Annotated in this window: 22 protein-coding genes; 11 read left to right on the forward strand and 11 right to left on the reverse strand. The window is 64.7% G+C overall.

Translation table 11 applies throughout. From position 1 onward, the window contains the following. The first annotated feature begins 124 nt into the window (after positions 1-124). The 3 genes from AX729_RS15385 to AX729_RS15395 are packed head-to-tail and all read left to right on the forward strand — an operon-like array spanning position 125 to position 2,730. Positions 125-1,273, forward strand: coding sequence for a methionine ABC transporter ATP-binding protein (locus AX729_RS15385; RefSeq protein WP_197433606.1), 1,149 nt, complete (start codon positions 125-127; stop codon positions 1,271-1,273). Then, entirely contained in the window at positions 1,263-1,928 is a 666-nt protein-coding gene (locus AX729_RS15390) for a methionine ABC transporter permease (RefSeq protein WP_061024430.1), read from the forward strand. The genes AX729_RS15385 and AX729_RS15390 overlap by 11 nt, the downstream gene beginning before the upstream one ends. A gap of 28 nt (positions 1,929-1,956) precedes the next feature. Continuing rightward, positions 1,957-2,730 (forward strand): MetQ/NlpA family ABC transporter substrate-binding protein, encoded by a 774-nt coding sequence (locus AX729_RS15395; RefSeq protein WP_061024431.1) that lies wholly within the window; start codon positions 1,957-1,959, stop codon positions 2,728-2,730. 16 nt (positions 2,731-2,746) lie between these two features. Here the strand turns inward: AX729_RS15395 and AX729_RS15400 are convergent, their stop codons facing one another. After that, positions 2,747-3,736: a helix-turn-helix domain-containing protein gene (locus tag AX729_RS15400; protein ID WP_061024433.1), complete on the reverse strand. Its 990-nt coding sequence runs from the start codon at positions 3,734-3,736 to the stop codon at positions 2,747-2,749. Between the two features lie 184 nt (positions 3,737-3,920). Between AX729_RS15400 and AX729_RS15405 the strand changes: the two genes are divergently transcribed. The 3 genes from AX729_RS15405 (at position 3,921) to AX729_RS15415 (ending at position 7,397) form a co-directional block, all read left to right on the forward strand. Beyond that, positions 3,921-5,117: a serine hydrolase domain-containing protein gene (locus AX729_RS15405; protein WP_061024435.1), complete on the forward strand. Its 1,197-nt coding sequence runs from the start codon at positions 3,921-3,923 to the stop codon at positions 5,115-5,117. Positions 5,118-5,132: 15 nt separating this feature from the next. Further along, complete coding sequence (locus AX729_RS15410) at positions 5,133-7,121, forward strand: primary-amine oxidase (protein WP_061024437.1); 1,989 nt, start codon at positions 5,133-5,135, stop codon at positions 7,119-7,121. Between the two features lie 93 nt (positions 7,122-7,214). Continuing rightward, on the forward strand, positions 7,215-7,397 hold the full coding sequence (locus tag AX729_RS15415; RefSeq protein ID WP_061024505.1) for a hypothetical protein: 183 nt from the start codon (positions 7,215-7,217) through the stop codon (positions 7,395-7,397). A 15-nt stretch (positions 7,398-7,412) separates the two neighbouring features. Here the strand turns inward: AX729_RS15415 and AX729_RS15420 are convergent, their stop codons facing one another. Beyond that, positions 7,413-7,982 (reverse strand): helix-turn-helix domain-containing protein, encoded by a 570-nt coding sequence (locus AX729_RS15420; protein WP_061024439.1) that lies wholly within the window; start codon positions 7,980-7,982, stop codon positions 7,413-7,415. A gap of 570 nt (positions 7,983-8,552) precedes the next feature. Here AX729_RS15420 and fsrB point away from each other — a divergent pair. The 3 genes from fsrB to AX729_RS15435 all read left to right on the forward strand — a co-directional run bounded on the left by fsrB (position 8,553) and on the right by AX729_RS15435 (position 12,895). Further along, positions 8,553-9,845, forward strand: a complete 1,293-nt coding sequence (gene fsrB / locus AX729_RS15425; RefSeq protein ID WP_061024441.1) for a siderophore utilization protein FsrB — start codon at positions 8,553-8,555, stop codon at positions 9,843-9,845. Positions 9,846-9,931: 86 nt separating this feature from the next. Further along, positions 9,932-10,759, forward strand: coding sequence for a hypothetical protein (locus tag AX729_RS15430; protein WP_061024443.1), 828 nt, complete (start codon positions 9,932-9,934; stop codon positions 10,757-10,759). A 210-nt stretch (positions 10,760-10,969) separates the two neighbouring features. Continuing rightward, entirely contained in the window at positions 10,970-12,895 is a 1,926-nt protein-coding gene (locus tag AX729_RS15435) for a DUF3604 domain-containing protein (protein ID WP_061024445.1), read from the forward strand. Between the two features lie 102 nt (positions 12,896-12,997). Here AX729_RS15435 and AX729_RS15440 read toward each other — a convergent pair whose 3' ends face one another. Then, on the reverse strand, positions 12,998-13,375 hold the full coding sequence (locus AX729_RS15440) for a hypothetical protein (RefSeq protein WP_061024447.1): 378 nt from the start codon (positions 13,373-13,375) through the stop codon (positions 12,998-13,000). Between the two features lie 77 nt (positions 13,376-13,452). On the opposite strand from AX729_RS15440, the gene AX729_RS41520 reads away from it, so the two are divergent. Beyond that, entirely contained in the window at positions 13,453-13,581 is a 129-nt protein-coding gene (locus AX729_RS41520) for a hypothetical protein (RefSeq protein WP_283807804.1), read from the forward strand. Positions 13,582-13,792: 211 nt separating this feature from the next. Here AX729_RS41520 and AX729_RS15445 read toward each other — a convergent pair whose 3' ends face one another. The 3 genes from AX729_RS15445 to AX729_RS15455 are packed head-to-tail and all read right to left on the reverse strand — an operon-like array spanning position 13,793 to position 17,691. Continuing rightward, complete coding sequence (locus AX729_RS15445; protein WP_061024449.1) at positions 13,793-14,788, reverse strand: HupE/UreJ family protein; 996 nt, start codon at positions 14,786-14,788, stop codon at positions 13,793-13,795. Continuing rightward, entirely contained in the window at positions 14,785-15,648 is an 864-nt protein-coding gene (locus AX729_RS15450) for a peptidylprolyl isomerase (protein ID WP_061024451.1), read from the reverse strand. Before AX729_RS15450 ends, AX729_RS15445 begins: the two co-directional genes overlap by 4 nt. A 15-nt stretch (positions 15,649-15,663) precedes the next feature. Beyond that, positions 15,664-17,691 carry a DUF3604 domain-containing protein gene (locus AX729_RS15455; RefSeq protein ID WP_082770444.1) on the reverse strand — a complete coding sequence of 676 codons (2,028 nt, stop codon included), beginning with the start codon at positions 17,689-17,691 and terminating at the stop codon, positions 15,664-15,666. Between the two features lie 232 nt (positions 17,692-17,923). On the opposite strand from AX729_RS15455, the gene AX729_RS15460 reads away from it, so the two are divergent. Further along, on the forward strand, positions 17,924-18,619 hold the full coding sequence (locus AX729_RS15460; protein ID WP_061024452.1) for a Crp/Fnr family transcriptional regulator: 696 nt from the start codon (positions 17,924-17,926) through the stop codon (positions 18,617-18,619). A 187-nt stretch (positions 18,620-18,806) separates the two neighbouring features. Here AX729_RS15460 and AX729_RS15465 read toward each other — a convergent pair whose 3' ends face one another. The 5 genes from AX729_RS15465 to AX729_RS15485 are packed head-to-tail and all read right to left on the reverse strand — an operon-like array spanning position 18,807 to position 24,857. Further along, a complete protein-coding gene (locus AX729_RS15465) occupies positions 18,807-20,258 on the reverse strand; it encodes an aldehyde dehydrogenase (RefSeq protein ID WP_061024454.1) in 1,452 nt (483 codons plus the stop codon). Positions 20,259-20,297: 39 nt separating this feature from the next. Continuing rightward, positions 20,298-21,029: an ABC transporter ATP-binding protein gene (locus AX729_RS15470; protein WP_061024507.1), complete on the reverse strand. Its 732-nt coding sequence runs from the start codon at positions 21,027-21,029 to the stop codon at positions 20,298-20,300. Then, positions 21,022-22,704, reverse strand: coding sequence for a branched-chain amino acid ABC transporter ATP-binding protein/permease (locus AX729_RS15475; RefSeq protein ID WP_245325211.1), 1,683 nt, complete (start codon positions 22,702-22,704; stop codon positions 21,022-21,024). The genes AX729_RS15470 and AX729_RS15475 overlap by 8 nt, the downstream gene beginning before the upstream one ends. Continuing rightward, positions 22,701-23,576 (reverse strand): branched-chain amino acid ABC transporter permease, encoded by an 876-nt coding sequence (locus AX729_RS15480; protein ID WP_061024459.1) that lies wholly within the window; start codon positions 23,574-23,576, stop codon positions 22,701-22,703. The genes AX729_RS15475 and AX729_RS15480 overlap by 4 nt, the downstream gene beginning before the upstream one ends. Before the next feature lie 60 nt (positions 23,577-23,636). Continuing rightward, a complete protein-coding gene (locus AX729_RS15485; protein WP_061024462.1) occupies positions 23,637-24,857 on the reverse strand; it encodes an amino acid ABC transporter substrate-binding protein in 1,221 nt (406 codons plus the stop codon). Between the last annotated feature and the right edge of the window lie 151 nt (positions 24,858-25,008).

Raw genomic sequence — 25,008 nt, forward strand, 5'->3', positions numbered from 1 at the left:
CGGCGATGGTGCGTGCTGCGGTGCAGCGCGCTTCACCCAGCCGGCATTGCAATTCACCCCCGTCGCTCCATGCGACCTGATTCCCGCACGCTCATGAGCGGCGCGGGCAAGCGAACTATTGTGCATGAAGGCCGTCTCCATGAACGCCCACCAATCGCTCGCGATCGGACAGCCGACCGAAAAGCTTGAAGCGATTTCATCTGCTGCGACCGGGCCGGAGCCGATGGTCCGTTTCGAAGGTATCTCGAAGACCTATCCGGCCTATCGCGGCAAGCCCGGCGTCAACGCGCTGGAGAACATCGACTTCGCAATTCCGCGCGGGTCCATCACCGGCGTGATCGGCCGCTCCGGCGCCGGCAAGTCGAGCCTGGTGCGGCTCATCAATGGGCTGGAGAAGCCAACCACGGGCCGCGTGATCGTCGATGGCCGCGACATCTCGGCAATGGCTGGCCAAGAGCTGCGCCTGGCGCAGCGCTCGATCGGCATGATCTTCCAGCATTTCAACCTGCTGTCCTCGCGCACGGCCGCGGACAACATCGCGCTGCCGCTGGAGATCGCCGGCTGGTCGAAGGCCGATATCAAGGCGCATGTTGCCGAGCTACTGGCACTGGTCGGCATCGCCGACAAGCACGACCGCTATCCATCCGAACTCTCCGGCGGACAGAAGCAGCGGGTCGGCATTGCCCGCGCGCTGGCGACGCGGCCGAGCGTGCTTTTGTCGGACGAGGCGACCTCGGCGCTCGATCCGCAGACCACGCGCGCGATCCTCGACCTGCTCGCGAACATCAACCGCGAGCTCGGCGTGACAATCGTGCTGATCACCCATGAAATGTCGGTGGTGCGCCAGCTTGCGCAGGAGGTCGTCGTGCTCGACGCCGGCCGCGTCGTGGAAAAGGGCCACGTCGCCGACATCTTCACCCATCCGAAGCATCCGATCACGCAGTCCTTCCTCGCCGAGGTAATCGGCGACAGCCTCCCGGTCTCGCTGGCAAGCCGGATCGTGGCGGAGCCTGTGGCTGGCGGACAGGCCGTAATCCGCGTCCAGGTGCGCGGGGCAGGGGCCGGCGACACGGTCGTGGCCCGGCTCGCCCGCGAACTCGGCCTCGACGTGGCGCTGCTCTCGGCGCGCATCGACGAGATCGGCGGCCAGCATGTCGGCTCGCTCACGCTCGGCATTCCCCAGTCCGGCGGCGGCGAGCAGGCGGTGACGCGCACGCTCGCCTGGCTGTCGCAATTTCAATTCCCGTCGGAGCGTCTCGGCTATGTCGCCTGAACTCATCAACCTGATCGTCCAGGCCACGGGCGAAAGCCTGTACATGGTCGGAATCGCGGCGCTGCTCGGCACCACGTTCGGCCTGCCGCTCGGCGTCTTTCTCGCCACCAGCCGCAAGGGCGAATTGTTCTCGGCGCCGGCCATCAATCGCGTGCTGGGCATCGTCGTCAATGCGACGCGCTCGACGCCCTTCATCATCCTGGTCGTCGCCATCATCCCGTTCACGCGGCTCATCGCCGGCACCTCGATCGGCTCGACGGCAGCGATCGTGCCGCTCGTCATCGCGTCGACGCCGTTCATCGCGCGCCTCGTCGAGGCCGCGATCCGCGAGGTCGACGGCGGCCTGATCGAGACCGCATCCTCGTTCGGGGCCTCGCCGCTGCAGATCGTGCTCAAGGTGCTGATCCCCGAGGCGCTGCCGGGCCTCGTCCTCGCGCTCACGCTCGCCGTGGTCAGCCTGCTCGGCTATTCCGCCATGGTGGGCGCGGTCGGCGGCGGCGGTCTCGGCGACCTCGGCATCCGCTACGGCTACCAGCGCTTCATGCCGGAGATGATGCTCGCGGTCGTCGTCGTGCTGATCGCGCTCGTGCAGCTCGTCCAGAGCGCCGGCGACCATCTGGCGCGCCGGGTCAATCGCCGGCTGCGGCATCGCTGATCCTTTTCGTTCAATATCGGAGACTTCAATGCGTTTTCTGGCAACCCTTGCAGCCGCGGCCTTGCTCGCAACCACTGCCCAGGCTGAATCCATCCGTGTCGGCGTGACCGCCGGTCCCCACGCCGAGATTCTCGACGTTGTGAAGAAGGTCGGCGCCGAACGCGGCCTCGACATCAAGGTGGTCGAGTTCACTGATTACGTGATTCCCAACCAGGCGCTGGCGCTGAAGGATCTTGAGGCCAACTCGTTCCAGCACGAGCCTTACCTGAAAAATCAGATATCCAAGACCGGCTGGAAGATCGTCAAGGTCGCCAACACGATTGGCTCGCCGCAGGGCGTCTATTCGCAGAAATACAAGAAACTCGCGGACCTTCCGGAAGGCGCCCGCGTTGCCATCGCCAACGATCCCTCGAACGGCGCGCGCGGCCTGATGATCCTGGCCCTGCATGGCGTGATCAAGCTGAAGGACCCCAACAACGTCGCCTCGACCGTCGCCGACATCACCGACAACCCGAAGAAGCTGCGCTTCGTCGAACTCGATGCGGCCCAGCTGCCGCGCGCGCTGCAGGACGTCGACGTCGTCTCCATCAACAACAATTACGCCGTGCAGGCCGGCCTCAACCCGGCCACCGACGCGATCGCACGCGAGAACCCCGACGGTCCCTGGGTCAACATCCTCGCCGTCCGCGAAGAGGACAAGAACAAGCCCTGGGTCAAGCAGCTGATCGAGACGTACCATTCCGAGCCGGTGAAGGCGTTCCTGGAGACGCGCTTCAAGGGCACCTATCTGCCGACCTGGTAGGCGGCAAGCGCTCGCGTCAGGGCGCGAGCCTCGCCCGCCGCAGCGTTTCCGAGGGCAGCTCGGCGAAGTGGCGCTTGTAGTCGAGCGAGAACTGGCTGAAGTGCCAGAAGCCGTGCTGCACGGCGACGTCGTAGACAGATGTCTCGGCGCCGCGCTTGAGCTCGCGGCGGACGCGGTTCAGCCGCATCGCGCGCCAGTAACGCATCGGGCTGGTGCCGACGACTTCCTGAAAGCAATAGCCGAGCTTGCGCGGGCTGGCGCCGACGGACTTGCAGACTTCCAGCAGCGACAGCGCGCGCTCGCCGCTGTCATGCATCAGTTCGCGGGCGCGGTCGACCGTATGCTTGCGCGCCATCGCGCTGCGGCCGGGATCGCTGGCGCGGGCCGTCGGCAGCATGTCCATGATCTCGACCAGCAGTGCATCCTCCAGCGCCTGCCGCGCCAGCGCATCGTCGAGCCGCGCGGTCGCGGTCGCGATCATCTCGTGGATGGCGGCGAGGAGGGTTCGCAACCGCGCCACCGGCGCCTCCGCCATCTCGATCACCCCAAGCTGATGCCAGAGCGGCCGCGGCAGTTCGATATCGAACCGGACGGCCAGCTCCTGGATCAGCGCGGCACCGGTCACGACACCCCGGAGCTCGAAGGCCTTCGGCGTACACATGTCGACCTCGGCATCGATGCAGGCGATGACCTTGCCGCCCGCAGCGCTGCTGGCGCCATTGCAACTGACCGCGCCATCGCCGTGCCAGGCGAGGCCGATGCCGAAGCTGCCGGCTCCGAGCTGGCCGTACTGGCGGACCTGCTGGCTGGTGACCTCCCGGAAGACATCGAGCCGGGGTAGAGAGACCTGGGTGAAGCTGCCCGCGAAGGCGCCGGGGCTGATCTGGTCATAGCTGAGCCGCCAGCGGCCGAGGGCGGCACAATGCTCGTCCACATCGGTGCTGGCGACCTGAAGCAGGCCGGCAATCACCGAGTCTTGCATTGGAAGAGATGCGCTTAAGGCCATGACAAAACGCTAGATTTCGTTTCCGATCAGCCAGCAAGAAAGGCGCCAGACGGGCGTGTCAGCAGGGCCCGTCCGGCACAATATTGCCAGAACTCGATAACGCCCGATACGCCCCTCATGCATCCTTCCGGCTCGGCCGTTCCGACCACCGGGGTCGGCGATGGCGCTTGGTGGAGGGACCAAGATGCGACCGACCGAGATCATGCGCGGCAGCCCGCCCGCGCCCGAGGCCCAGGTGACGCGTGCCAACTGGCGCAGCTTTCCCGCGATCCGCTGGGGCTTCACCCACACTCGCGAAGTACTTCCCACCGCCGAGGTGCGTCGCTCGGCGCATCCGTCGCCGATACGAAGCGCGCCGCGCGAGCTGGCCAAGCTCGGCTTCACGGCGCCGGACGGCAAGCCGACCACGATCGAGGCGACCTTGCGCGAGACCTTCGGCGACGCGCTGCTCGTGATGCATCGGGGCACGCTGGTCCACGAATGGTATGGCGACGGCATGAGCGCGACAACGCCGCATCTGATCTGCTCGATCAGCAAGTCGATTGCCGGTACGCTCTGCGGCGTGCTGGCCGCGCGCGGGCTGCTTGATCCGGAGGCGAGGGTGGTGCGCTACGTGCCGGAGTTGGAGAATTCCGTCTACGGCAGCTGCACGGTCCGCAACGTCCTCGACATGGCCGTCGCCATCAAGTTCGAGGAAGATTACGAGGATCCCGCCGGCGACGTCGCGCGTTACCGCTTCTCCTCAGGCTGGGATGTGCCGCCATCGGGTGTCGAGCCCAGCCACCAGCGCGCTTATCTCACGACCCTGCGTGGCACCGGCAAGCCGCACGGCAAGGTGTTCCACTATGTCTCGACCAACACGGAAGTCCTCGGCTGGGTCTGCGAGCGCGCCTGTGGCAGGCCTTACGCCCGCATCCTCTCAGAATATCTCTGGCAGCCGATGGGCGCCGAGGAGGACGGCTCCCTCACGCTCGACAGCCACGGCATGGGCCGCATCGCTGGCGGCCTTTCCGTCACTGCCCGCGATCTCATCCGCTTCGGCGAGATGATCCGCTGCCGCGGCGTTGTCGAGGGCCAGCAGGTGGTGCCGGGCTGGTGGATCGACGACATCCACGAGAACGGAGATCCCCAGGCCTGGGCCGACGGCGATCTCGCCGAGATCTTCCCGGGCGCGCGCTACCGCAGCAAGTGGTACACGCTCGATCCGTCACGCAACGATCTCGCGGCGATCGGCATCCACGGCCAGTGGCTCTACGTCGATCCGGCCTCCGACACCGTCATCGCCAAGCTCGCGACGCAGCCGAAGGCGATGGACGTGCCACTCGACCATCGCTGGCTCGCTGCCTTCCGCGCCATCACCGCCCATCTTGCCCCGCGCTGACTTCTGGACATCATCATGCTCGATCCCGCCAAAGCCCGATCGCTCGCCCACGCCGCCCCGGCGCATCCGCTCGATCCTCTGACCACTGAGGAGATCACTGCGGCCTGCACGCTGGTGCGTGCGGGAGCAACCTCCCCGGAACACTGCCGCTTCCCGACGGTACGGCTGGAAGAGCCGACCAAGCAGGAGCTGGCCGCGGGCGGAGCAGCGCGCCGCGCCTTCGTGCTGACACTTGACATCGCCACCGGCGAGGCGATCGAGCACATCGTGGATCTTGGCCGCGGCGAGATCGTCGATCGGAAGCTCCTCCCCAACCGCGAGGCGCCCTATGGGCAGCCGCCGGTGATGCTGGAAGAGTTCTTCAAATGCGAGGCTGTTGTGAAGGCCGATCCGGGCTGGCGTGCGGCGATGCAGCGGCGCGGGCTCAGCGACAAGGACATCGAGCTCGTTCAGGTCGACCCGTTCTCCTCGGGCTTCTTCGACAATGAATTCGAGCGCGGCGCCCGCATCGTGCGCGCCGTCAGCTATTTCCGCGAGCATCTCCAGGACAACGGCTACGCCCATCCGATCGAGGGCGTGGTCGCGGTGGTCGATCTGATCGGCGGCAAGGTCATCGACCTCACCGACGAAAGCCAGATCGTGCCGATCCCGCGCAAGAAGCGGAACTACGGCGCGCACGAAGTCGCAAGCCCGCGCGCGGACATCAAGCCCCTGCACATCGAGCAGCCCGAGGGCGCGAGCTTTCGCGTCGACGGATGGAAGGTCGATTGGCAGAAGTGGAGCTTTCGCGTCGGCTTCACGCCGCGCGAAGGCCTCGTGCTGCATCAGCTCGCCTATCAGGACGGCGACCGCAAGCGTTCGCTGATCCATCGCGCCAGCGTCACCGAAATGGTGGTGCCCTACGCCGACCCGACCGCCAACCATTTCTGGAAGTCGGCCTTCGACGCCGGCGAATACGGCCTCGGCATGCTCGCGAATGCGCTCGAGCTCGGCTGCGACTGTCTCGGCAACATCCATTATTTCGACGTGCCGGCCGCCGACAACAAGGGCGAGCCCTTCGTCATGAAGAACGCCATCTGCATGCACGAGGAAGACTACGGCATTGCCTGGAAGCACTACGAATTCCGCAACGGCCTGTTCGAGGTGCGCCGGTCGCGGCGGCTGGTGATCTCGTTCTTCGCCACGGTCGGCAACTACGACTATGGTTTCTACTGGTATCTCTACCAGGACGGCACGATCCAGCTCGAGACCAAGCTCACCGGAATCATCCAGACCGCCGCGGTGCGGCCGGGCGAGACCTACAAATGGGGCGGCATGGTCGACGACAATCTCGGCGGGCCGACGCACCAGCACTTCTTCAACGTGCGCCTGCACATGGATCTCGACGGCGGTGGCAATACCGTGACCGAGCACGACTTCGTGCCGCGGCCCTGGGGACGCGACAATCCGCACGGCAACGTGTTCGACACCACGACGCGCGTGCTCTCCCGCGAGCGCGACGCGGCGGCGATCGCCAATGGCGAGACCGGCCGATTCTGGAAGATCAGCAATCCCAACGAGACCAATTCGGTCGGCAATGCTCCCGCCTATAAACTCATGGTCAATCCGAGCCCGTTGATGCTGGCGCAGGAGGGCAGCTATGTGCGCAGCCGCGGGGGCTTCGCGACGAAGCATGTCTGGGTGACAGCGTTCGACGCGAGCGAAAAATACGCCAGCGGCGACTATCCAAATGTCCATGCTGGCGGCGATGGCCTGCCGCGCTATGTAGCGCAGAACAGAAGTATCGAGAATGCCGACATCGTGCTGTGGCACTCGTTCGGCCATACCCATGTCTGCAAGCCCGAGGACTTTCCGATCATGCCGGTCGAATATGCCGGCTTCATGCTGAAGCCGGTCGGTTTCTTCGCTGCCAATGCGGCCGGAGACATTCCACCGGACCGCAACAGCCGCAGCGTGCTGGCGGGAGAGGGGAAGGGCGGTGGCAGTTGCTGCCACGACGGCTAGGCGGAAGCCGGGTTCCAGCTTGACGTGATGGCCACGGTGGCGACACTGTCGTTCCGGTCTTGCCGGTTCTCAGCCAGCCATGAGGTGAGCGATATGTTCGTTGACCTGCCCGGCTCCTGGCCACCGGAGGACCCGCAGCCTGACCCGCGTCAGCGTCGGCTCTCGGTTCGGGAGCAGAAGGTCCTGATCTGGCTGCTCGGCGTCAACGTGCTGCTGTTGCTCATCGTGCCCATTGGCGGCGCGACTCTGGTTCAGTTTCTTGTCGGGATACACTGACTTCGGCGCGCGCCTTCACTCCGCCGCCAGTTCGAGATCGCTGCCGCGCGCCTCGCCTGGCACCAATCCGATCGACGCCGGTCCGGCAACGAGGCTGTCGAGGTCGACCAGCAACAAATCGGCAATGTGCGTGAGCTGGTGGAGCGGAATGCTCATCTCTCCGCTCTCGGCACGTGACACGAACTCGGGCGAGACGGCAATGAGGTTCGCAATCTGGGCCTCTGTGTAACCGCGCGCTTCCCGCGCTGCCTTGACCTGCGCGCCGATGTGACGCCGGTGCAGAGCCTGCTCTTCCTCGGTCATCATGAGGGCCTGCTCGTCCGGGCTCGCAACGCCATCCGCGAACGCGACGCCGAGCAGCCTTCGCTTTTGCCAGGCGACACGACAGCTCTTTCGCAGGGCGTCGGCAAAGACCAGCGTGGCCTCCTTCGGAAACGACAGCGACCAGTCGAGCTTCAGTCTCGCACCTGTACCGGAGACGTCGCAGATCGTGCACGGGATCCTGACGGCACCCCTGGCGCCGTCAAACTCGATGATCCCGGTCCTGGCCGTGGATTGCCTGGTCGCAGCGCGCAATTCGTTCATGGATGTCGAACCCTGGAGGCCCAGCACGCGCCCGCACAGAACGTTGCGGCGCGTTTCGCAAACTGACTGAAATATCCCGCAACAGAGTCTACCTCCTGGGGGCGTCAGTCTCAATCGAGCGGCGAGGGGATGGTAAAGGATTCGTTCTACGCTCTGGCTCTCGATATCGCCGTTGTCCTGTCCGGCCGCCCTGTTCGCTTAGAAGAATTCCAAATCCAGCGACCATGCATCTGCTAGGCGCATTCGCCGCACCTGCCGCATACATGTCTGAAGAAATTCTAATGCTGTTCCTATCGCGCTCCGAAATCGGCTGCGTTAGGGCGAGACATCAGAAACGAGATCGGCAAAACCGGCTGTGCGTGGGGCCTCGACAGAGGTGACAATTGGCGACTGTCGCTGAACGTCACCAACCTGACCGACCTGCATCGTGTTGCGGCCTGCTATGGCGCCGCGTCAGGTTGCTTCTATGCCGAAGGACGCGAGGCCATCGGCAAGCTGACCTGCCGCTGGTGAATTCAACTGAAGACGGTCCGGCAATGGGGGCCGGACCCGCGGAATGAGATCTGAGCGATGAGAGCGATATTCGGCAGGCTGCATCGCTGGGCTGGACTGCTCACGGCCGGATTCCTGTTCTTCTCCGGCATCACCGGGGCGATCATCTCCTGGGATCACGAGCTCGACGACGTCCTGAACAGCCATCTGTTCGACGTCAGCAGCAAGGGCCCGGCGATACCATCGATCGAGCTCGCGAAGATGATCGAGCAGCGCGATCCCCGTGCGCGCGTCGTCTATCTTTTCATGACGCCGGAGGAGGGCCACTCGCTATGGTTCTTCATCATGCCGCGGATCGACCCTGCGACCGGCAAGCGTTACCCGCTCGACTACAATCAGGTGTTCCTCGATCCCAACACCGGCGCGGAGCTCGGCCGCCGCTACTGGGGCGCGGTCTGGCCGGTGACGCGGGAGAACTTCGTCTCGTTCCTCTACAAGCTTCACTACACGATGCACATCCCGGAATTCTGGGGTAGCGACCGCTGGGGCATGCGCCTGCTCGGCGTCATCGCCATCATCTGGACCATCGATTGCTTCGTCGGTTTCTACCTGACGCTGCCTTCACGGCGGCGTGCCAGGGCCGCGCGGGCGCCTGAAGTCGCACGCCAGCTCGAGCGCGGCTTCTGGGCGCGCTGGGCGCCGGCCTGGACCATCAAGACCTCGGGCAGCGCCTACCGGATCAATTTCGACATCCACCGCGCCTTCAGCCTGTGGACCTGGGGCGTGCTGTTCGTCATCGCCTTCACGGCGTTCTCGCTGAACCTCTATTTCGAGGTGTTCTCGCCGCTGATGAAGATGGTGTCGAACTACACGCCGACGCCGTATGAGCAGCGGCCCTATCGCGATCTCGACGATCCCATCGAGCCCAAGGTGACCTTCGCCGACATCGCCGCACGCGCGGCAGCCGACGGCAAGGGGCGAGGGTGGACCACCCCGGTCGGCGCGATCAGCTACGGCCCGGCTCATGGCGTCTATGCCGCCGCCTTCTTCCATCCCGGTGACGATCACGGCGCCGGCGGCGTCGGCCCGGCGCAGCTCTACTACGACAGCGAGGATGGCCGCCCCATCGGCGAGCGGCTGCCCTGGGTCGGCACCGCCGCCGACATCTTCGTGCAGGCGCAGTTTCCGTTGCATTCGGGCCGGATCGTCGGGCTGTTCGGCCGCATCCTGATCTCGATCATGGGATTGGTGGTGGCAGCGCTATCGGTCACCGGCGTCGTGATCTGGTGGCGCAAGCGCCGCGCCCGAATCCGCGTGCGCGAGACGGCCGCTGTTCGCCTGAGCCGGCAGCAACTCACGCCGGCGGAGTAGGGCCGGGCGGGCCGTTCCCGGATGAACCTTCCCGGCCGGCAGGGGCACAAAGACTGAAGGTCGCTCCCAGTTTTTCCGGACACTGCATGAGATCGCTTGCCTTGCTCTGCCTGCTCGTCTTCGCCACGCCCGCCCATGCGGCCGCGCCCGAGCAGCACTATCTCGACCTGCGCGATCGCTACATCGCAAAGTTCTCGAAAGCCAAGGAGAGCGACGAGCTCACCAGGCAGCACGACGCGGCGCTGAAGGAGCTCGCAGGCGTGCTGCGCGGCCTGCTGGGACCGGTCATGATCAAGGGGCTGCCCGCCGAGGGCAAGTCGAACGTCGACACACTCTTCAAGGACGACGTCGGATTCGGCCATCTCGACGGACTCAGCTTCGCTTCCGAGGATTACAAGACGCAAGCGGTGGTGACTACGACGACGCTGCTCAAACGCTGGCTGGGCGAACATCGCGACGACGGCATCCCGCAGGAGATCGGCGCGGCGCTCAGATCGGACCGCTTCTACCATTACGCCATCCAGGATGCCGCCTTCGCCAAATATGCGGAGCTGCCGATCGCGAAGCCCGCAGGGGCAAGCGTCGCGGCCGCCGTGCTCGGCATGCGCGGCAATGGCGACCTCAAGGGTTCACCGAATGAAATCGATGTGGTCGCGATCCAGGGCGACAAGGTCTATTTCCTCGCCGCAACCGAGGCCGTGAAGACGGCCCCGATCCCGGCCTGCGAAAAGGTCTGGAAGCAGATGATGGCGAAGCCCGTCGACAAGAAGGACCCGCGCGGCGACATCACCCGCGAAGACAATGCGATGACCGCTTTCACGGCCTGCTTCGCCAAGGAAGCGCCAAGCCAGAGCTGGTTCGCGGCAGCCGTCAAGAAGGCGCAGAGCGAGCTGGATCTGCTGCTGCAGCGTTGAGCTGCGCTGCCCCCCGACGCAATTGATGGAGCCGCAGGGTGGTCGGCACCATCGATCGGTTTGGCTCGCCAATCTCGAATCTCCCGGCGTATTGTTCATGGGCGAACAATTCGTCCCGGAAATGCATGGTAAACGAGCGTGTCTCGCCGGCCCGGGAAATCTTCGGACGTGCGCCCCGAAGCGCGGTGGCAATACATACGGGGCATGAACATGAACAACAAAGGGGAGGGCGTCACCACGATCGGACATGGCGCCATCGGCGGCGGCCTGCTGCTGGCCGCATCCTTGTGTGCTGTGGCAGCGCGAGCGGACGATCTGAAGCTGCTGGCGGCCAGCCCTGCGATGCAGAAGGAGCAGGCGCGGATCGTGGCCGCCGAGGCCAGGGCTCCGTCCAATCCGCTGCGGGAGGCCTATTTTGGCGAAACGCATGTCCACACCGCCTATTCGCTGGACGCCTATCTCGGCGGGGCGCGGCTGACCCCGGATGGGGCGTATCGCTTCGCCCAGGGCGAGAAGATGACGGTCAACGGCCAGGTGCACCGCATCGTCGAGCCTCTCGATTTCGCCGCGGTGACGGATCACGCCGAATATCTCGGCGAGATGTACTCGACCATGGTCGCGGGCGCGCCCGGACACGATCAGGACAAGCTGAAGGAATTGCGGTCGATGACCTCGATCGAGGACCGCGAGACTTGGTTCCTGAACTATGTCGTGAAGAGCAACCGTTCCGAGACGCCGCAGCACCCGCCGTTCTTCGCAGGTACCGAGACCACGAAGAGCGCCTGGGTCATCGAACTCGAGGCCGCCGAGCGGAACTATCAGCCCGGCAAGTTCACGACGATTCCCGCGTTCGAATGGAGCGCGGCGCCCAAGGGCGGCAATCTGCATCGCAACGTGTTCTTCCGGGACATCCGCGTGCCCGAGATTCCCATGAGCTACATCGATATCAATCGCGAGGACGGGCTCTGGGCCTGGATGGGCGGCCTGGAGAGAATCGGCGCCTCGGTGATCGCGATCCCGCACAACTCGAACGCCAGTAAGGGCATGATGTTCGACCCGCTCGATCCGCAGGGCAGGCCGATCGATGGAGCCTATGCGAAAACGCGCGCCCATTTCGAGCCGCTGATTGAGATGATGCAGGTGAAGGGCAATTCCGAAGTTCACCGCAAGTTCTGGGCCGCCGACGAATTCGCGAATTTCGAGAACGCGGACACGATGGCGAACTACAGCGGTCGCGTGGCGCAGAAGGAAAACTTCGTTCGTTATGGGCTCGTCAAAGGCCTCGAATATGAGCGCACGCTGGGAGCCAATCCCTACAAATACGGCGTCGTGGGAGGGACCGACAGCCACAACGGCACGCCCGGCGATACCGACGAAAGTAACTTCAAGGTCGGCAGCCATGGCGCCGCCGACGGTACGGTCGAGCGACGCCGGACCGCGGATGTCGGCGGCTGGATCGGCGGTATCGACCTCAACCCCGGCGCGCTCACCGGCGTCTGGGCGACCAGCAATACGCGGGGCGCGATCTGGGACGCGATGAAGGCGAAGGAAACGTTTGCGACCAGTGGTGTCCGCATCAAGATCCGCATGTTCGCGGGTTTCGATCTTCCCGGGCCGGACGCCAACCCGAAGGCCATGGTCGAGAACGGGTACAGGTTCGGGGTGCCGATGGGCGGAAACCTGCCGGCGGTCGCCGCCGGCGAGAAGCGGCCATTGCGCTTCAACGTGACGGCGATCAAGGGTCCGAAGGACGCCAATCTCGATCGCATCCAGATCATCAAAGGCTGGATCGGCGCGCACGGCGCGCCGCAGGAGAAGATCGTCAACGTCGCGTGGTCAGGCGATCGCAAAGTCGGTCCGGACGGCAAGCTGCCGCCGGTGGCGAATACGGTCGATGTGAAGACGGCAACCTACAGCAATTCGGGTGGCAGTCCGCAGCTGACCGGGACCTGGGTGGACGCCGACTTCGATCCCACCCAGCACGCTCTCTACTACGCTCGCGTGCTGCAGATCCCGACGCCGCGCTGGAGCACCTATGATGCCTTTCGCGCGAAACTGCCGTTGCTTGAAGGCGTGGCGCCCACGGTGCAGGAACGGGCCTGGACGTCGCCGATCTGGTACTCGGCCGCCAAATAGGGCTCGCCGGATCGTGCCCCTCGGGCACGATCAACGCATTCGATCGGTTTTCGGCGGCCGGCCCGGGCAGGAGCGCCTGCGTGCCTTCATCGGAGATGGTCGTTACGCCGTCGATCGAGCGCCGAGCACGTCAAAGTCCTGGTCGGCGAGCAGCAGGCGCAGGGTCGTTCGGAACGGAATGCTCCGATTGCCTAGCAACGCGGTGTTGGTGTTTTCGGCGCCGCGGTCGGTATAGCATCCACTGAAGCCAACGGTGGCGACCTTTCGTGCAAAGGGCCGCGTCGCCAAGTTCAGCGTGTGCTCTTGCGAGGTGACCTCGCCTTTCCACCTGCCGCCGCTACATACGTAACAGCCGATGAAGTAAAAGTAGGAGTCTCCGCCGCGGATCGTGCCGTCGCGCAATACGAGGACGCCATTGCCTCCGCCTTGAATGCCGTCAAGCAACTCGACGGTTAGCGCGTACAGCCCGTTTCTGATCATGACGGGGTCCCTCCGGTTCACGACGTGAAGTACAAGTCGTCAGTTCAACTCGTGCGGCCCTCGCTATCGGTGGCCAAGTGACGCTGCGCAAGCGGCCGTTCATCGACACCACAGTTGTTGTGGTCATCGGAGCCGTCGCTCGCGCCGGGTTCGATTTCAATGAGCAACAGAGGCACAGCCAGGAGCGCTCGGATCAAAATGCGTGAGGCCTTCATTTGCGCTCCCGTTACCCCGCACGCATCGCACTCGCTGGGGGTAGATCAGAGGTCACCGTCCTTCGAAGAGTAACAGGCGAGGGAAGTGACATTGATCGCGGACGATCAATCGAAGGCCAAATGTCGCAGGCAATCCAAGCACCCGATCTGTTGCGCCCGCAGTGGCCCTGGTTGTCGGCTCACTGGTTGAGGTGATCGCTCGCTAGATCGCGAAGCTTGTGACCCTGTTGACGAACCAGACCATGGAAATGGTGCCGATCAGGTAGGCGGCGGCGAGGCGGGCCGGCACCACAGGCAATTTAACGAACGCTGTAGCTGCTCGGACCACGATCAGCATCGCTGCGACGAACAGGAGCTGGCCGGCCTCCACGCCGATGTTGAACATGAGCAGAGCCAGCGGGATGTCCAGTTGCGGCAAACCGGTCTCCTTGAGCGCGCCGGCAAAGCCGAAGCCGTGAAGCAGGCCGAAGGCGAAGGAGACCAGCCATGGATAGGCTTGCGACAGACGTCGTTCGCCCGCCTTGATCTTGATGAGCTCGCTTGCAACGAAGGCGATGCTGAGCGCGATAGCGGCTTCGACGGGCTTCTGCGGCAGGCTGAAATAGCCGAGGGTGGCGCCTGCCAGCGTGATGCTGTGCGCGATCGTGAAGGCGGTGATCGTCTTCGCCAGCATCCAGGGAGCACGGATCAGCAGCATCAGCGCCAGCACGAACAGCAGATGATCGAAACCCGTGAGGATATGGTCGATCCCGAGCAGCAGATAGGTCTTGGCGACCTCGAGCCTGCTCTGGGTGCCCACGACGACGATGGTCGGGGAGTCCGGGGTGATCCGTGCGACTTCCGTCGTGCCGTCACGGTACTCAATTCGCGCCAGCGCGTCCGTCACGCCTGCCCTGAGGCCGTCGACGGAAATTTCCTGGCCCTTCAGGCCGCCGGCGCAAACCACGCTCGATCGCTCGAAGAAGGACCCCGCCTGAATGGTCCTGACCGGCTCCGCCTTTGGGCGGCAGGACGCAGGCAGGCGAATGTAGATGCCCAGCCGCATATCGCCGAGCGCCGGGACCTTCCACACGACGGCGAATTCGTCGGCCGCCGTTTCCCGGATGTCGAGATAGGCGGGCCGAAGCTCGTCGGCCGCAGCGAGACTGACCGCAAGCAACTGCGCGAGAAAGAGAAGGATGCCGGCGAGACGGGTCATGGACCGTTCGCTAGCCGGGGAGCGCCATTCGGCTTCCGCTCCGTCGTGATCCGGTAGCGCGTCAGCAGCGCGGCGAGGCGTTGATCCTCGGTGGCTTTGCGTTTCTCGTTCGCCCACTCGCGTTCGACGGGACTGCGAACCTCGGCAAGTGCGGGCGCGCGGCCCGCCTGACGCTCCGCGATGCGGACAAGATGCAGCCCGAAGTCCGACTCGACCGGCCCGGTCCACTCGCCCGGTGCGATCTTGTCGAGGGCGTCAGCGAACGCGGGACCAAACGTCTGGCTGATCGATGCCTTGCCGGTGAGATCGAGCTTGCGCGGGAGCAGCGTGGCGTCTCCGAGCTCGGCCGGGTCGATGGACAGTTTCGTTCGGAGGACATCAAGAACCGAAGCTGCGCGCTGATCGATCTTGTCGCCATGCTGGTCGGGGCTCAGCAGTACTTGCTGGAAAGCATATGCGGGATCAATCGCGAACTTGTCGGGATTGTCCTTCAGATAGATCTCGAGCTCGGCGTCAGTCGGCGTCAAGGTCGCGGTTTCGGCGCTGTTCAAGAACTCCATCTTGAGGCGCAGGCGGCGGCGAATGATCACGTCGTCCTTGTCCAGACCGAGCACAAGCGCCTCGCGGACGAGAATCTCCTCCTTGACGTGGTCGTCGATCAGGTTCTTGAGCTCGGCATATGTCGGCGGACGCTGCCAGATCGCGGCGAACTGCGCGGCCAGCCGATCGATCCGGGACTGCGTGATCATTATCTCGTCAGGCTTGCCCACCTCGACGCGATTGAAGACCCCGTAGGCGACAAAGACAGCGACAGCCAGCGCCAGAAAATGGAGTAAGGGCTCTTTGAGCAGACGTTTCATGGCTGCGCTCGCCGTTTACGATGGCGTGTACCAGACGGGTGAGGTCCAGGCGCGCTCCTGGTGCTTCATGGGCACTTCCGGCGGCATCTTGATCCCGAAGCGGAGCGCATCATAAGCGGTCCAGCGAGGCGTCGGGATCTCGATGACGCGCGCATAGTAGAACGCCCGCACGGATCGATCGAAATCAGGGTCCTTCCAGACCCCGACGAGTTCGGAGGCGCCGATGGTGTTGGTCCAACTGGCCCGCGCGACGTCGACCGTGTCGCCCACCGGCGGCAGCTTGCCGTCCTTGCCGGGTTTGCGACGCTGCGCATCGCTCCACACCACGTTGTAGATTCTTTCCTGCGGCTTGCCGGCCTTGTCGAGCCAGCCCTTGACGATCTGGATGCGGTCGAGATTGCCGCCTTGTGCATCCTTCATCGCCGCGATCAGGAAGGAGGGGGCCTTGCCCGCCGCCGGCAACTTCGGCAGGTCCGCGCCCATCGGCACGCCCTTGGCGTAGCCTGTCTCCGCGACGTAGCGCGAGCGCGCGTCGTCGGCCGTGATGTCCCAGCCGGCGAACATGCGGACGGTCATGCGGGTGCCCGAGGTCGCATAGACCTCCTTGCGCTTCATTGCGTCCCACAGCGCTTCGCGGGTGTTGTCGGTAGCCCACACCGCCGCGTAGCCGGCCGCGGTGTAGTGCCACGTGTATCGCGTCTTGCCGAAGCCCTGCTTGGAGACGTGTTCCCAGCGGGTCGGACGCGGCTCCTGATTGACGTGCTTGCCGTAGAAATTGTCCTCCTCGATCGAGGTGAGCGAATTATGGACATCGGTGCCGCCGATGAAGCCGAACTTGAACGGATTGGCGCCGAGTTTGCTCTCCTGCATCAGCCCCTGGAGCAATCCCCAGCGGAGATAATTGGTCGGCATCATGTCGCGGGACAGAGGTTTGTCTTCCAGCGTCAGGTTGCCGTATTCCCAACCGGCGATGCCGAAATCCGCGAACTCGTCGTTCGGGGACAATGCGGGATGCGTCTCGCTGGCACCCTTGGTCTGCATCATTTCCTGCAGCACCTCCCAGCGGGCGCGTCGCTCGGCGTATCCCTTCGAGAGCGGCTTGCCGGCAAAATCCACCAATTCGAACATGCGGCCGTTGGAGAGGTTCGCGTTATGCGGGATGGCAAGCAGCTTTCCTCCCGTCTTCTGCTCGTACTTGTCCATCCAATCCCACAGCTTCTCCGGGTCTTCGCTCTGCCAGGCGGAGAACGGCAAAATCTGATCGGCCTTGTCCTTGTTGTCGCGGAACAGGACATTGCGATGCAGGTTGTTGCCGCCGGGAACCGAAGTCCATTCGAAGCCGATCATCGCGGTGAAGCGACCCGGCTCGTTGAATTTCTCGGCGGTCGCCGTGTATTCCTGCCAGACCGACTTCATGATCGGACCGACGATCTTCGGGTCCTTTATCGGAGGCGGAAGCTTGTTGTTGGCCTGCGCCGAAACAAGCTCGTTCATGGCGTCCTGTTGCTCCTTTCCGCCACTCTTCAGCGCCTTGCCCCAGCGCGTCAGAGTCGAATCCGACGCGAAGGCCGGGTTGCCGTCGGCGACCTGAAACATCAGGCCGAGCCCCTCTGCATGGTCCGACACGACGAGGAAGTCGAGTGGACGGGAGAGCTTCGCCGGCACGCCGCTCGAGGACACGACCTCTTCCCCGCGCGCGAAACGATAGGCCTGCTCCGGCGTCAGCTTGTTGCCGCCCATGAAAGCGTCGCCCGAATTGGCCGTGTGGTGATGGGTGTCGCCGAAGAACACGCGGGTCGGATATTGGCGGCCCGCATACGGCGAGTATCGCTTCTTTGCCTCGACGCCGGCCGGCGTCTCCGGCTTGCTTTCGAGATTTGCGGCGTCGTCCGGATCGAACGCGCCCTTGACCGAGACATCATCGGTGGCGGCTCCAGTCGCTGTCGATTGTGCGCTGGCGTCTCCGGGTACGGCAACGGCGAGCGCAAGTCCGGCAATCACAAAGGCGATCGAAGCAGAGGAGGGGGTCCGTTCATGTCTCATCGCAATTCCTGCCTCTTTGCTGCCCGCTCGATTGGAATGAGCTGAGGTTACGCCGACGGAGCTTGGCGCAGGCTGGGTTCCATCTGTTCATGATGGAATCGGAACGATGCGGACGGGCAACGCACCACGACACAACCAGCGAGATATTGATCTCGATCAACCCCGTGGCCACCGACATGCATAGCCATAAAGCCTCAGTCAGATTGATCGCCGGCGACCTATTGGAGCCAGGATGCTCAGAAAGGAAGCGGCCTCCGAAATCGTCAGCGACAAAGGCTGGCTCCGCAACACGCCGCCGTCATTTCGGAGCGCGGTCTTGAAGCGCTGCGTGCTGGAGCACGTTGGCGGCGGCGCTCCGATTTATGCGATCGGCGATGAGCCGGGCGGCCTCTATGGGCTTGTCGAAGGAGGTCTCGGCGTTTCCATCGCGCCTCGGGAGGCAGGGCCGTATACCGCGCATTTCGCGATGCCCGGCGCTTGGTTCGGGGAAGGCTCGGTCTTCACGCGTCAGCCCCGAAAAGTTGGCCTGACCGCGACCAGGCCAACGACACTGCTGCATCTGCCGATGCATGGCGTCGACGAGATTGTCGGCGTCGACCCAGCTGCCTGGCGGCTATTTGGCCTCCTGGCGCTCGATCATCTCGATCTCGCAATGGGGGGCTCCGACGACCTGATGATTCGCAGTCACGCCAAGCGCTTCGTGGCTGTCCTGCTCCGCCTCGGAGATTGCCGCCTCACAAGTCCGCCAAACGGCCGGCCAATCGAGATTGACCTCAACCATGAAGAAATCGCCTATATGGCCAACGTCGCTCGGACCACGGCTGGTTCTATTCTGCGCCAACTCGAAGCGGATGGATACGTGAAACTGTCGTACCGACGCATCCGCATTCTCGCGCCAACCGCGCTACGGAAGGTGTTGCGCGATTGAGCAAGTCTCTAAACCAACGTGTGCTCGTTCGAGCTCAGCAAGGCGGGGCACGGGGGCTAGTCTGTACAAAGTATACCCGTGAGACATGGCCGGATAAAAAGAACAACCACATGCACAGTAACCGTCAAGAGCTCGGACGACGTTCGAGCGCCGGGCCGAAGACTGCGCTGTGCGGTGGAGCTACGGCTCAGAACGGATAGTGTCGCGGTCCGGTCTGCACGGTGATCCAGCGCAGCTCGGTGAACTCGTCGATCGCTGCCTTGCCGCCGAAGCGGCCGTAACCGGACGCCTTGGTGCCGCCGAAGGGCATCTGCGGCTCGTCGTGCACAGTGGGCGCGTTGACATGGCAGATACCGGACTCGATCCGCTTGGCGACGCCGAGGGCGCGCGCGATGTCGCGGCCGAATACCGCGGAGGAGAGGCCATATTCGGTGTCGTTGGCGACGCGGACGGCCTCGTCCACCCCGCTGACGCGGACCACGGTCACGACCGGACCGAAGCTTTCCTCGCCATAGATGCGCATCGCCGGCGTGACGTGATCGACGATCGTGGCCGGCATGATGGTGGCGCTGCCGTGTCCGCCCGCCGCGACCACGGCACCCTTGGCGACGGCATCGTCGATCAGGCCCCTGACGCGGTCGCAGGCCGCGCCGCTGACCAGCGAGCCGAGCACCACATTGCCCTTGCCCGGATCGCCGAAGGGAAGGCTGTTCGCCTTGGCGGCGAATTTGGCGATGAAGGCGTCCGCCACCTTGTCGTCGACGACGATCCGTTCCGTCGACATGCAGATCTGGCCCTGGTTCATGAAAGCCCCGAAAGCCGCGGCGTTGACGGCGGCGTCGAGGTCCGCATCGTCGAGGATGACGAGCGGAGCCTTGCCGCCGAGCTCGAGCAGCGCGCGCTTGAGGTGCTTGGCGCAAGCGAGCGCAATGAGGCGGCCGACCCGGGTCGAACCAGTGAAGTTGACGCGGCGGATTGCGGGATGGGCGATCAACGCCTCGACGACGGCCTGCGCGTCCTCCGGCGCGTTGGTCACGACATTGACGACGCCATCGCCCAGGCCGGCTTCGGTCAGGCAGCTTCCGATCAGGCGGTGGACGCCAGGGCTCATCTCGGAGGCCTTCAGCACGACCGTATTGCCGCAGGCGAGCGGCATCGCCACCGAGCGCACGCCGAGGATCACCGGCGCGTTCCACGGTGCAATGCCGAGCACGACGCCGACGGGCTGGCGGAAGGCCATGGCGAGATTGTCGGGCTTGTCGGTCGGAATGACCTCGCCCGATATCTGTGTCGTCATGGCCGCAGCTTCGCGCAACATTCCCTCGGCAAGATGCACGTTGAAACCGGCCCAGCCTGCGGTGGCGCCGGTCTCGGCCACCATCAGCGCGGTGAATTCCGGCGCCCGGCGCGCCAGGACGTCGGCGGCGGCGTTGAGCCGCTTGCGGCGCTCGGAGGGACCGAGCTGCGACCACGCGGGAAAGGCGGCGGCCGCCGCATCGGCGGCGCGCATCGCATCCTCGATCGAGGCCGCCGCCACGATGGTCGCGACCTCGCCGGAGATGGGGTTATGGCGCTGGAAGGTGCGCTGGTTGCTGGCCGGCTGGTCCTTGCCGGCGATCAGAAGGTCGATTGCGTTCATGGAGCTCTCCGAGGATTGCAGGAGGGAGTTGCTGGGCGATCATCGTCGCGGCGATGCGGCGCGCGCCTTGCCGAGATAGGCGCGCTGAATCTCGGGATCGTTCTTCATCGCAGCCGCAGGACCGCTGCCGGCGTTGCGACCGGACTCGATCAGGTAGACCCGATCGGCAATGTCGAGGCTCGCGCGCGCGTTCTGTTCGACCAGGAGGACGCCGACGCCGCTGCCGCGGATCTGCGTCAGTGCGCGAAACATCTCGCGGCTGAGCAGGGGCGACAGGCCGAGCGAGGGCTCGTCCAGCAGGAGGAGCAGCGGGTTCGACATCAGCGCGCGGCCAATCGCCACCATCTGCTGCTCGCCGCCGCTCATGGTGCGGACGGCTTGGGTCATGCGCTCGGCCAGGCGAGGGAACAGCTGCAAGATCTTCGCGAGCCGCGCTGCTTCGCCTGCACGGGCCCGGGCAGGGTAGGCGCCGAGCTGCAAGTTCTCTGCAACCGTCAGCTCGCCGAAGACCCCGCGGCCTTCAGGCACCAGGGCGATGCCGCGCTCCACGATCAAATGGGCCGGCAGTTCACCGATGTCCCGTCCCTCGAACCGGATCGTTGCGCCAGGGGTGGGCCTGACCAGACCCGCGATGCTCTTGAGCAGGGTCGACTTGCCGGCACCGTTGGCGCCGAGGATCGCGACGATCTCGCCTTGATCGATGCCGAGCGCAATGTCGGCCAGGGCCTGGTGCTTGCCATAGAAGTGGGAGAGGGCGGCGACCTCAAGCATCGTCATCTCCGAGATAGGCGGCGATGACTTTTGGATCGGCCAGGACCTCGTCCGGAGCGCCGCGCGCGATCACGCTGCCGGCGTTCATGACGATGCAATGGCCGCACAACGCGCGGATCGCATCCATGACATGCTCGACCATGATGATGGTGAGGCCGCGCTCGCGCAGCTTCGCGATCAGCGCGATGCCGGTCTCGAGCTCGCTCGGATTGAGGCCCGCCAGCCATTCGTCGAGCAGCACGAGGCGCGGCTGCAGCGCCAGCGCACGGGCAAGCTCCAGACGTTTCTGATCGATATAGGTCAGTTCGCCCGCTTGCGCCTCGTGCATGGTGCCGAGCCCGACCAGATCGAGCAACTCGCCGCCCGTCGCCTCCGGGCCGCTCGACGACGCGGGTGCGGAGGAAAACAGTCGTGCGGCAGCAACGTTCTCGGCCACGGTCAGGTCCGGCATCACGCGCACCAGCTGGAAAGTGCGCGCGAGGCCAAGACGCGCGATCCGGTGTGCCGGCAGGCCGTTGAGGACGGTGCCACTGAACCGGATCGTGCCCGATGACGGAGTCAAAGCGCCGGACAGCGTATTGAGAAGCGTCGTCTTGCCCGAGCCGTTCGGACCGATGATGCCGACGATCTCGCCCGGCGCGACCGAGAAGCTCACGGCATCGACCGCGCGCAACCCGCTGAAGGACTTGCTGACACCGTCGACCGCGAGCAGAGGTGTATCCATGGTGCGGGCGGAAGCGGCCGCGCGGCCTCCTGTCGGCACACGCCAGCGCCCAACTCCGAGCAGGCCGATCACCCCGTTCGGCAGCACCATGACGATGAGGACGAAGACGAGGCCGAGCACGATGCTGAAATGATTGGGCAGCGTCGCGGTCAGAACCTCGAACAGCAGAACCAGCGGAATGACACCCAGCACAGGGCCGAACAGCGAGCCTGCCCCGCCCAGCAAGGCCATGATCACGACCTGGAATGAGATGGTCGGATTGAACGCAATCGCCGGATCGATATAGGTCCAGCGCGGCGCCATCAACGCACCGGTCATCGCCATGAATGTCGCGCTCAGGATGAACACGCCGAGCTTGACCCGCGTCGCATCGATGCCGGAATGGCTGGCCGCGGTCTCATCGGCGCCGATGGCGCGCAGGGCCAGCCCGTAGCGCGAGCGCCCGAGCAGCCAGCCGACCAGGAAAACCAGCGCGGTCAGGCCAAGGAGCTGCCAATAGAGGATGTCCTGCGTCACGGCGCTGAAGAGATAGCGGCCGACCGATTTGTGGATGTTGACCTCGTACCAGATCACGAGTTGCCGGATCAGTTCGGCAAGCCCAAAGGAGAAGATCACGAAATAGATGCCTGACAGCCGCAGCGTCGAAAGCCCGGTGATTGCTGCGGTGAGGGCGCCCACCCCGGCCGCGGCCAGCAGCACGACCGGCCAGGGCATGGTCTCGCCGAGCACCGCGGCGGTGTAGGCGCCGAGACCGAAGAAGGCGACGGTCGCAAGCGAGATGTACCGGGTCGGACCCGAGAACATCGCCCAGGCGGTCGCAAGAATCGTGAAGTAGAGGACGCTGATGCCGAGCGCGAGATAATAGCCGTTGGCATAAAGCGGATAGCTGACGATCGCCGCAGCCAGGGCGAGGCCGGCGCACCACAGCAACGTCCGGACCAATGCCGTCACGACGTGGCTCTCCCGAACAGACCCGTCGGCTTGATCAGGAGCACACCGAGGAACAGCGCGTAGGTGGCCGCCAGCGTCAGGCCCGGATCGACCAGCCGCGCCACCGCGTTTTCGACCACACCGAGCAGCAGTCCCGCAACCAGCGCGCCCATCACGTTGCCGACGCCGCCCATGATGACGACGACCAGCGCCTTCATGGTGAAGACCACGCCCATGGCGGCATTGAAGGTGAGGAACATGCTGACCAGGACACCGCCGACGGCGACGAGGCCGCCGCCGAACGCAAAGGCCAGCCCCGACAGCGCCGCCACGTCGATCCCCACCAGGCGCGCGGCATTCGCATCCACCGCGATGGCGCGAACGGCAGTCCCGATCCGGGTGCGGGTGAGGGCGAGATACACGGCGCCGCCGACCAGCGCCGCGAACAGCAGCGCGACGAGGCGATTGACCGCGAGGGTCGAGCCCATGATCGTCAGCGGAATGGAGAGATAGCTGTAGCTGTAATACTGGCCACCGAAAGCGACCAGCATGGCACCTTGAATCACGAACAATACGCCGAAGGTGACGAGGATGCTGTCGATCTCCTGCGCGCCTCTGTCCTTGCCGCGCCGCATCAGGCGTTCCAGCAGGAAGCGGTAGAGCAGCCAGTTCAGCACCATCGCGACAGGAACCGCAAATAGCAGCGCAGCCAGCGGGCTGAGGCCAAGACCGCTGTAGAGCGAGAACGCGCCGAAGGCGGCGGCGACGAGCGACTCCCCATAGGAGAGGTTCATGACCCGCGCCACGCCATATTGCAGCGTCAAGCCGAGCGCGATCAGCGCGTACATGCCACCAAGCACGAGGCCCGGCAGGACGATGTCGACAAGCAACATGAAGATGGTGTCCCTGGTGGATGGCGGGCAGGCCTCACACGCGAGGCCTGCCGGCCAGCCTTATTGCCACTGCGCCTTCGGCACGACCGGGGCGCGCGCGCCCGGACGCGAGGCGGGTGCGAGAGCGTAGAATTCGCCGTTCTGCCATTGGCCGACGCTCCAGACCTCCTGGAGCAGTCCGTCCTTCAGCTTGACCTTGCCGATGATGGTGTCGAACGTGCCCGAACGGATCTCGGCCGCGACCGCGGCGCGATCGAGCTTGCCGACCTTCTCGATCGCCTGCTGGAGCACCTGGAGGCTCGCATAGGTGATCGAGCTTGCCCAGCGATCAGGCTCCTTGCCCGTCGCAGCCTTGTGACGCGCGAGATAGTCTTTCAGCTGCGGCGAGTCCGCGTTCCAGCCGCCGATCCCCATCACGCCATCGCTGTTGGCGGCGAACTTGCCCTTGTAGAGCGGGAAGGCGGTGCCGACGCCGACATAGAAGACCTTTGGGTTGAACTTGAGCAGTTGCGCCTGCTCGGTCAGCGCGATCGTGTCCGGCGGATAGCTGAACGCAATGAACGCGTCCGGGTTGGCCGCGATCGCGTCCTTCAACAGGGGCTGAAGATCCTGAGTCCCCATCGGATAGGTCTTGTCATAGGCGAGCGTGAAGCCGTGCTTCTTGAAGGCTTCGCGGCCGGCGGCTGACAACTCGATGCCGAACTGATCGGCGATGCTGACCATCGCGATGTTGGGACCGATCTTGCCTTCGCTCTTCAATTTGCCGAGCAGATCGGCGAGCGCCTCGGAGATCTGCGCGGAAGTGCCGAGCCAGAAGGTCGCGTTCGACCAGCGCTTGGCAAGCTCCGGCGCCTTGTCGGTCACCGACGTGACCGCGAGGTGAGGGTAGCCGAGACGGTTCAGCGTCGGGCCGACCGCGAGGTTGAGGCCCGTTCCCCAGGGCGGAAGAATGAAATCGACCTTGTCCTGATTGGCGAGGCGCTCGATCCCCTTGACGGCTTCCTCCGAGCTGCTGCGGTCGTCGTATTCGACCACCTCGATCGGCAGCTTCTTGTCGCCGAGCTTGATGCCGCCGGCCGCGTTCACGTCCTTCACCCAAAGCTCGTAATTGGGCAGGGTCGTGATGCCGGCACCACCGGCATAGGGGCCGGTCTTGGAAATGGCATAGCCGATCCGGATCTTCTCCTGCGCATCGGCTGTGGACACGAAGGTCCCCAGCACCGTGGCCAAAGCCGCCAGGCCAGTGACGCGCAGCAACGTTCGACGGTTCGCGGAAAACATGTCGAGCCTCCCTCGTTTTCACTCGCGCGGTTACCCGCAACGATGTGAGTGTCGTTTCCTCATGATCCCGATTTCTTTTCAGCGTGGCTTCGATGAGCCGGCTTGCGATCGAGAACTTGACCTAGCAAGCACCGCAAGGTTTGTTCGCACA

This window comes from Bradyrhizobium sp. CCH5-F6, assembly GCF_001556045.1.
In the GTDB taxonomy this organism is placed as follows: Bacteria; Pseudomonadota; Alphaproteobacteria; order Rhizobiales; family Xanthobacteraceae; genus Bradyrhizobium.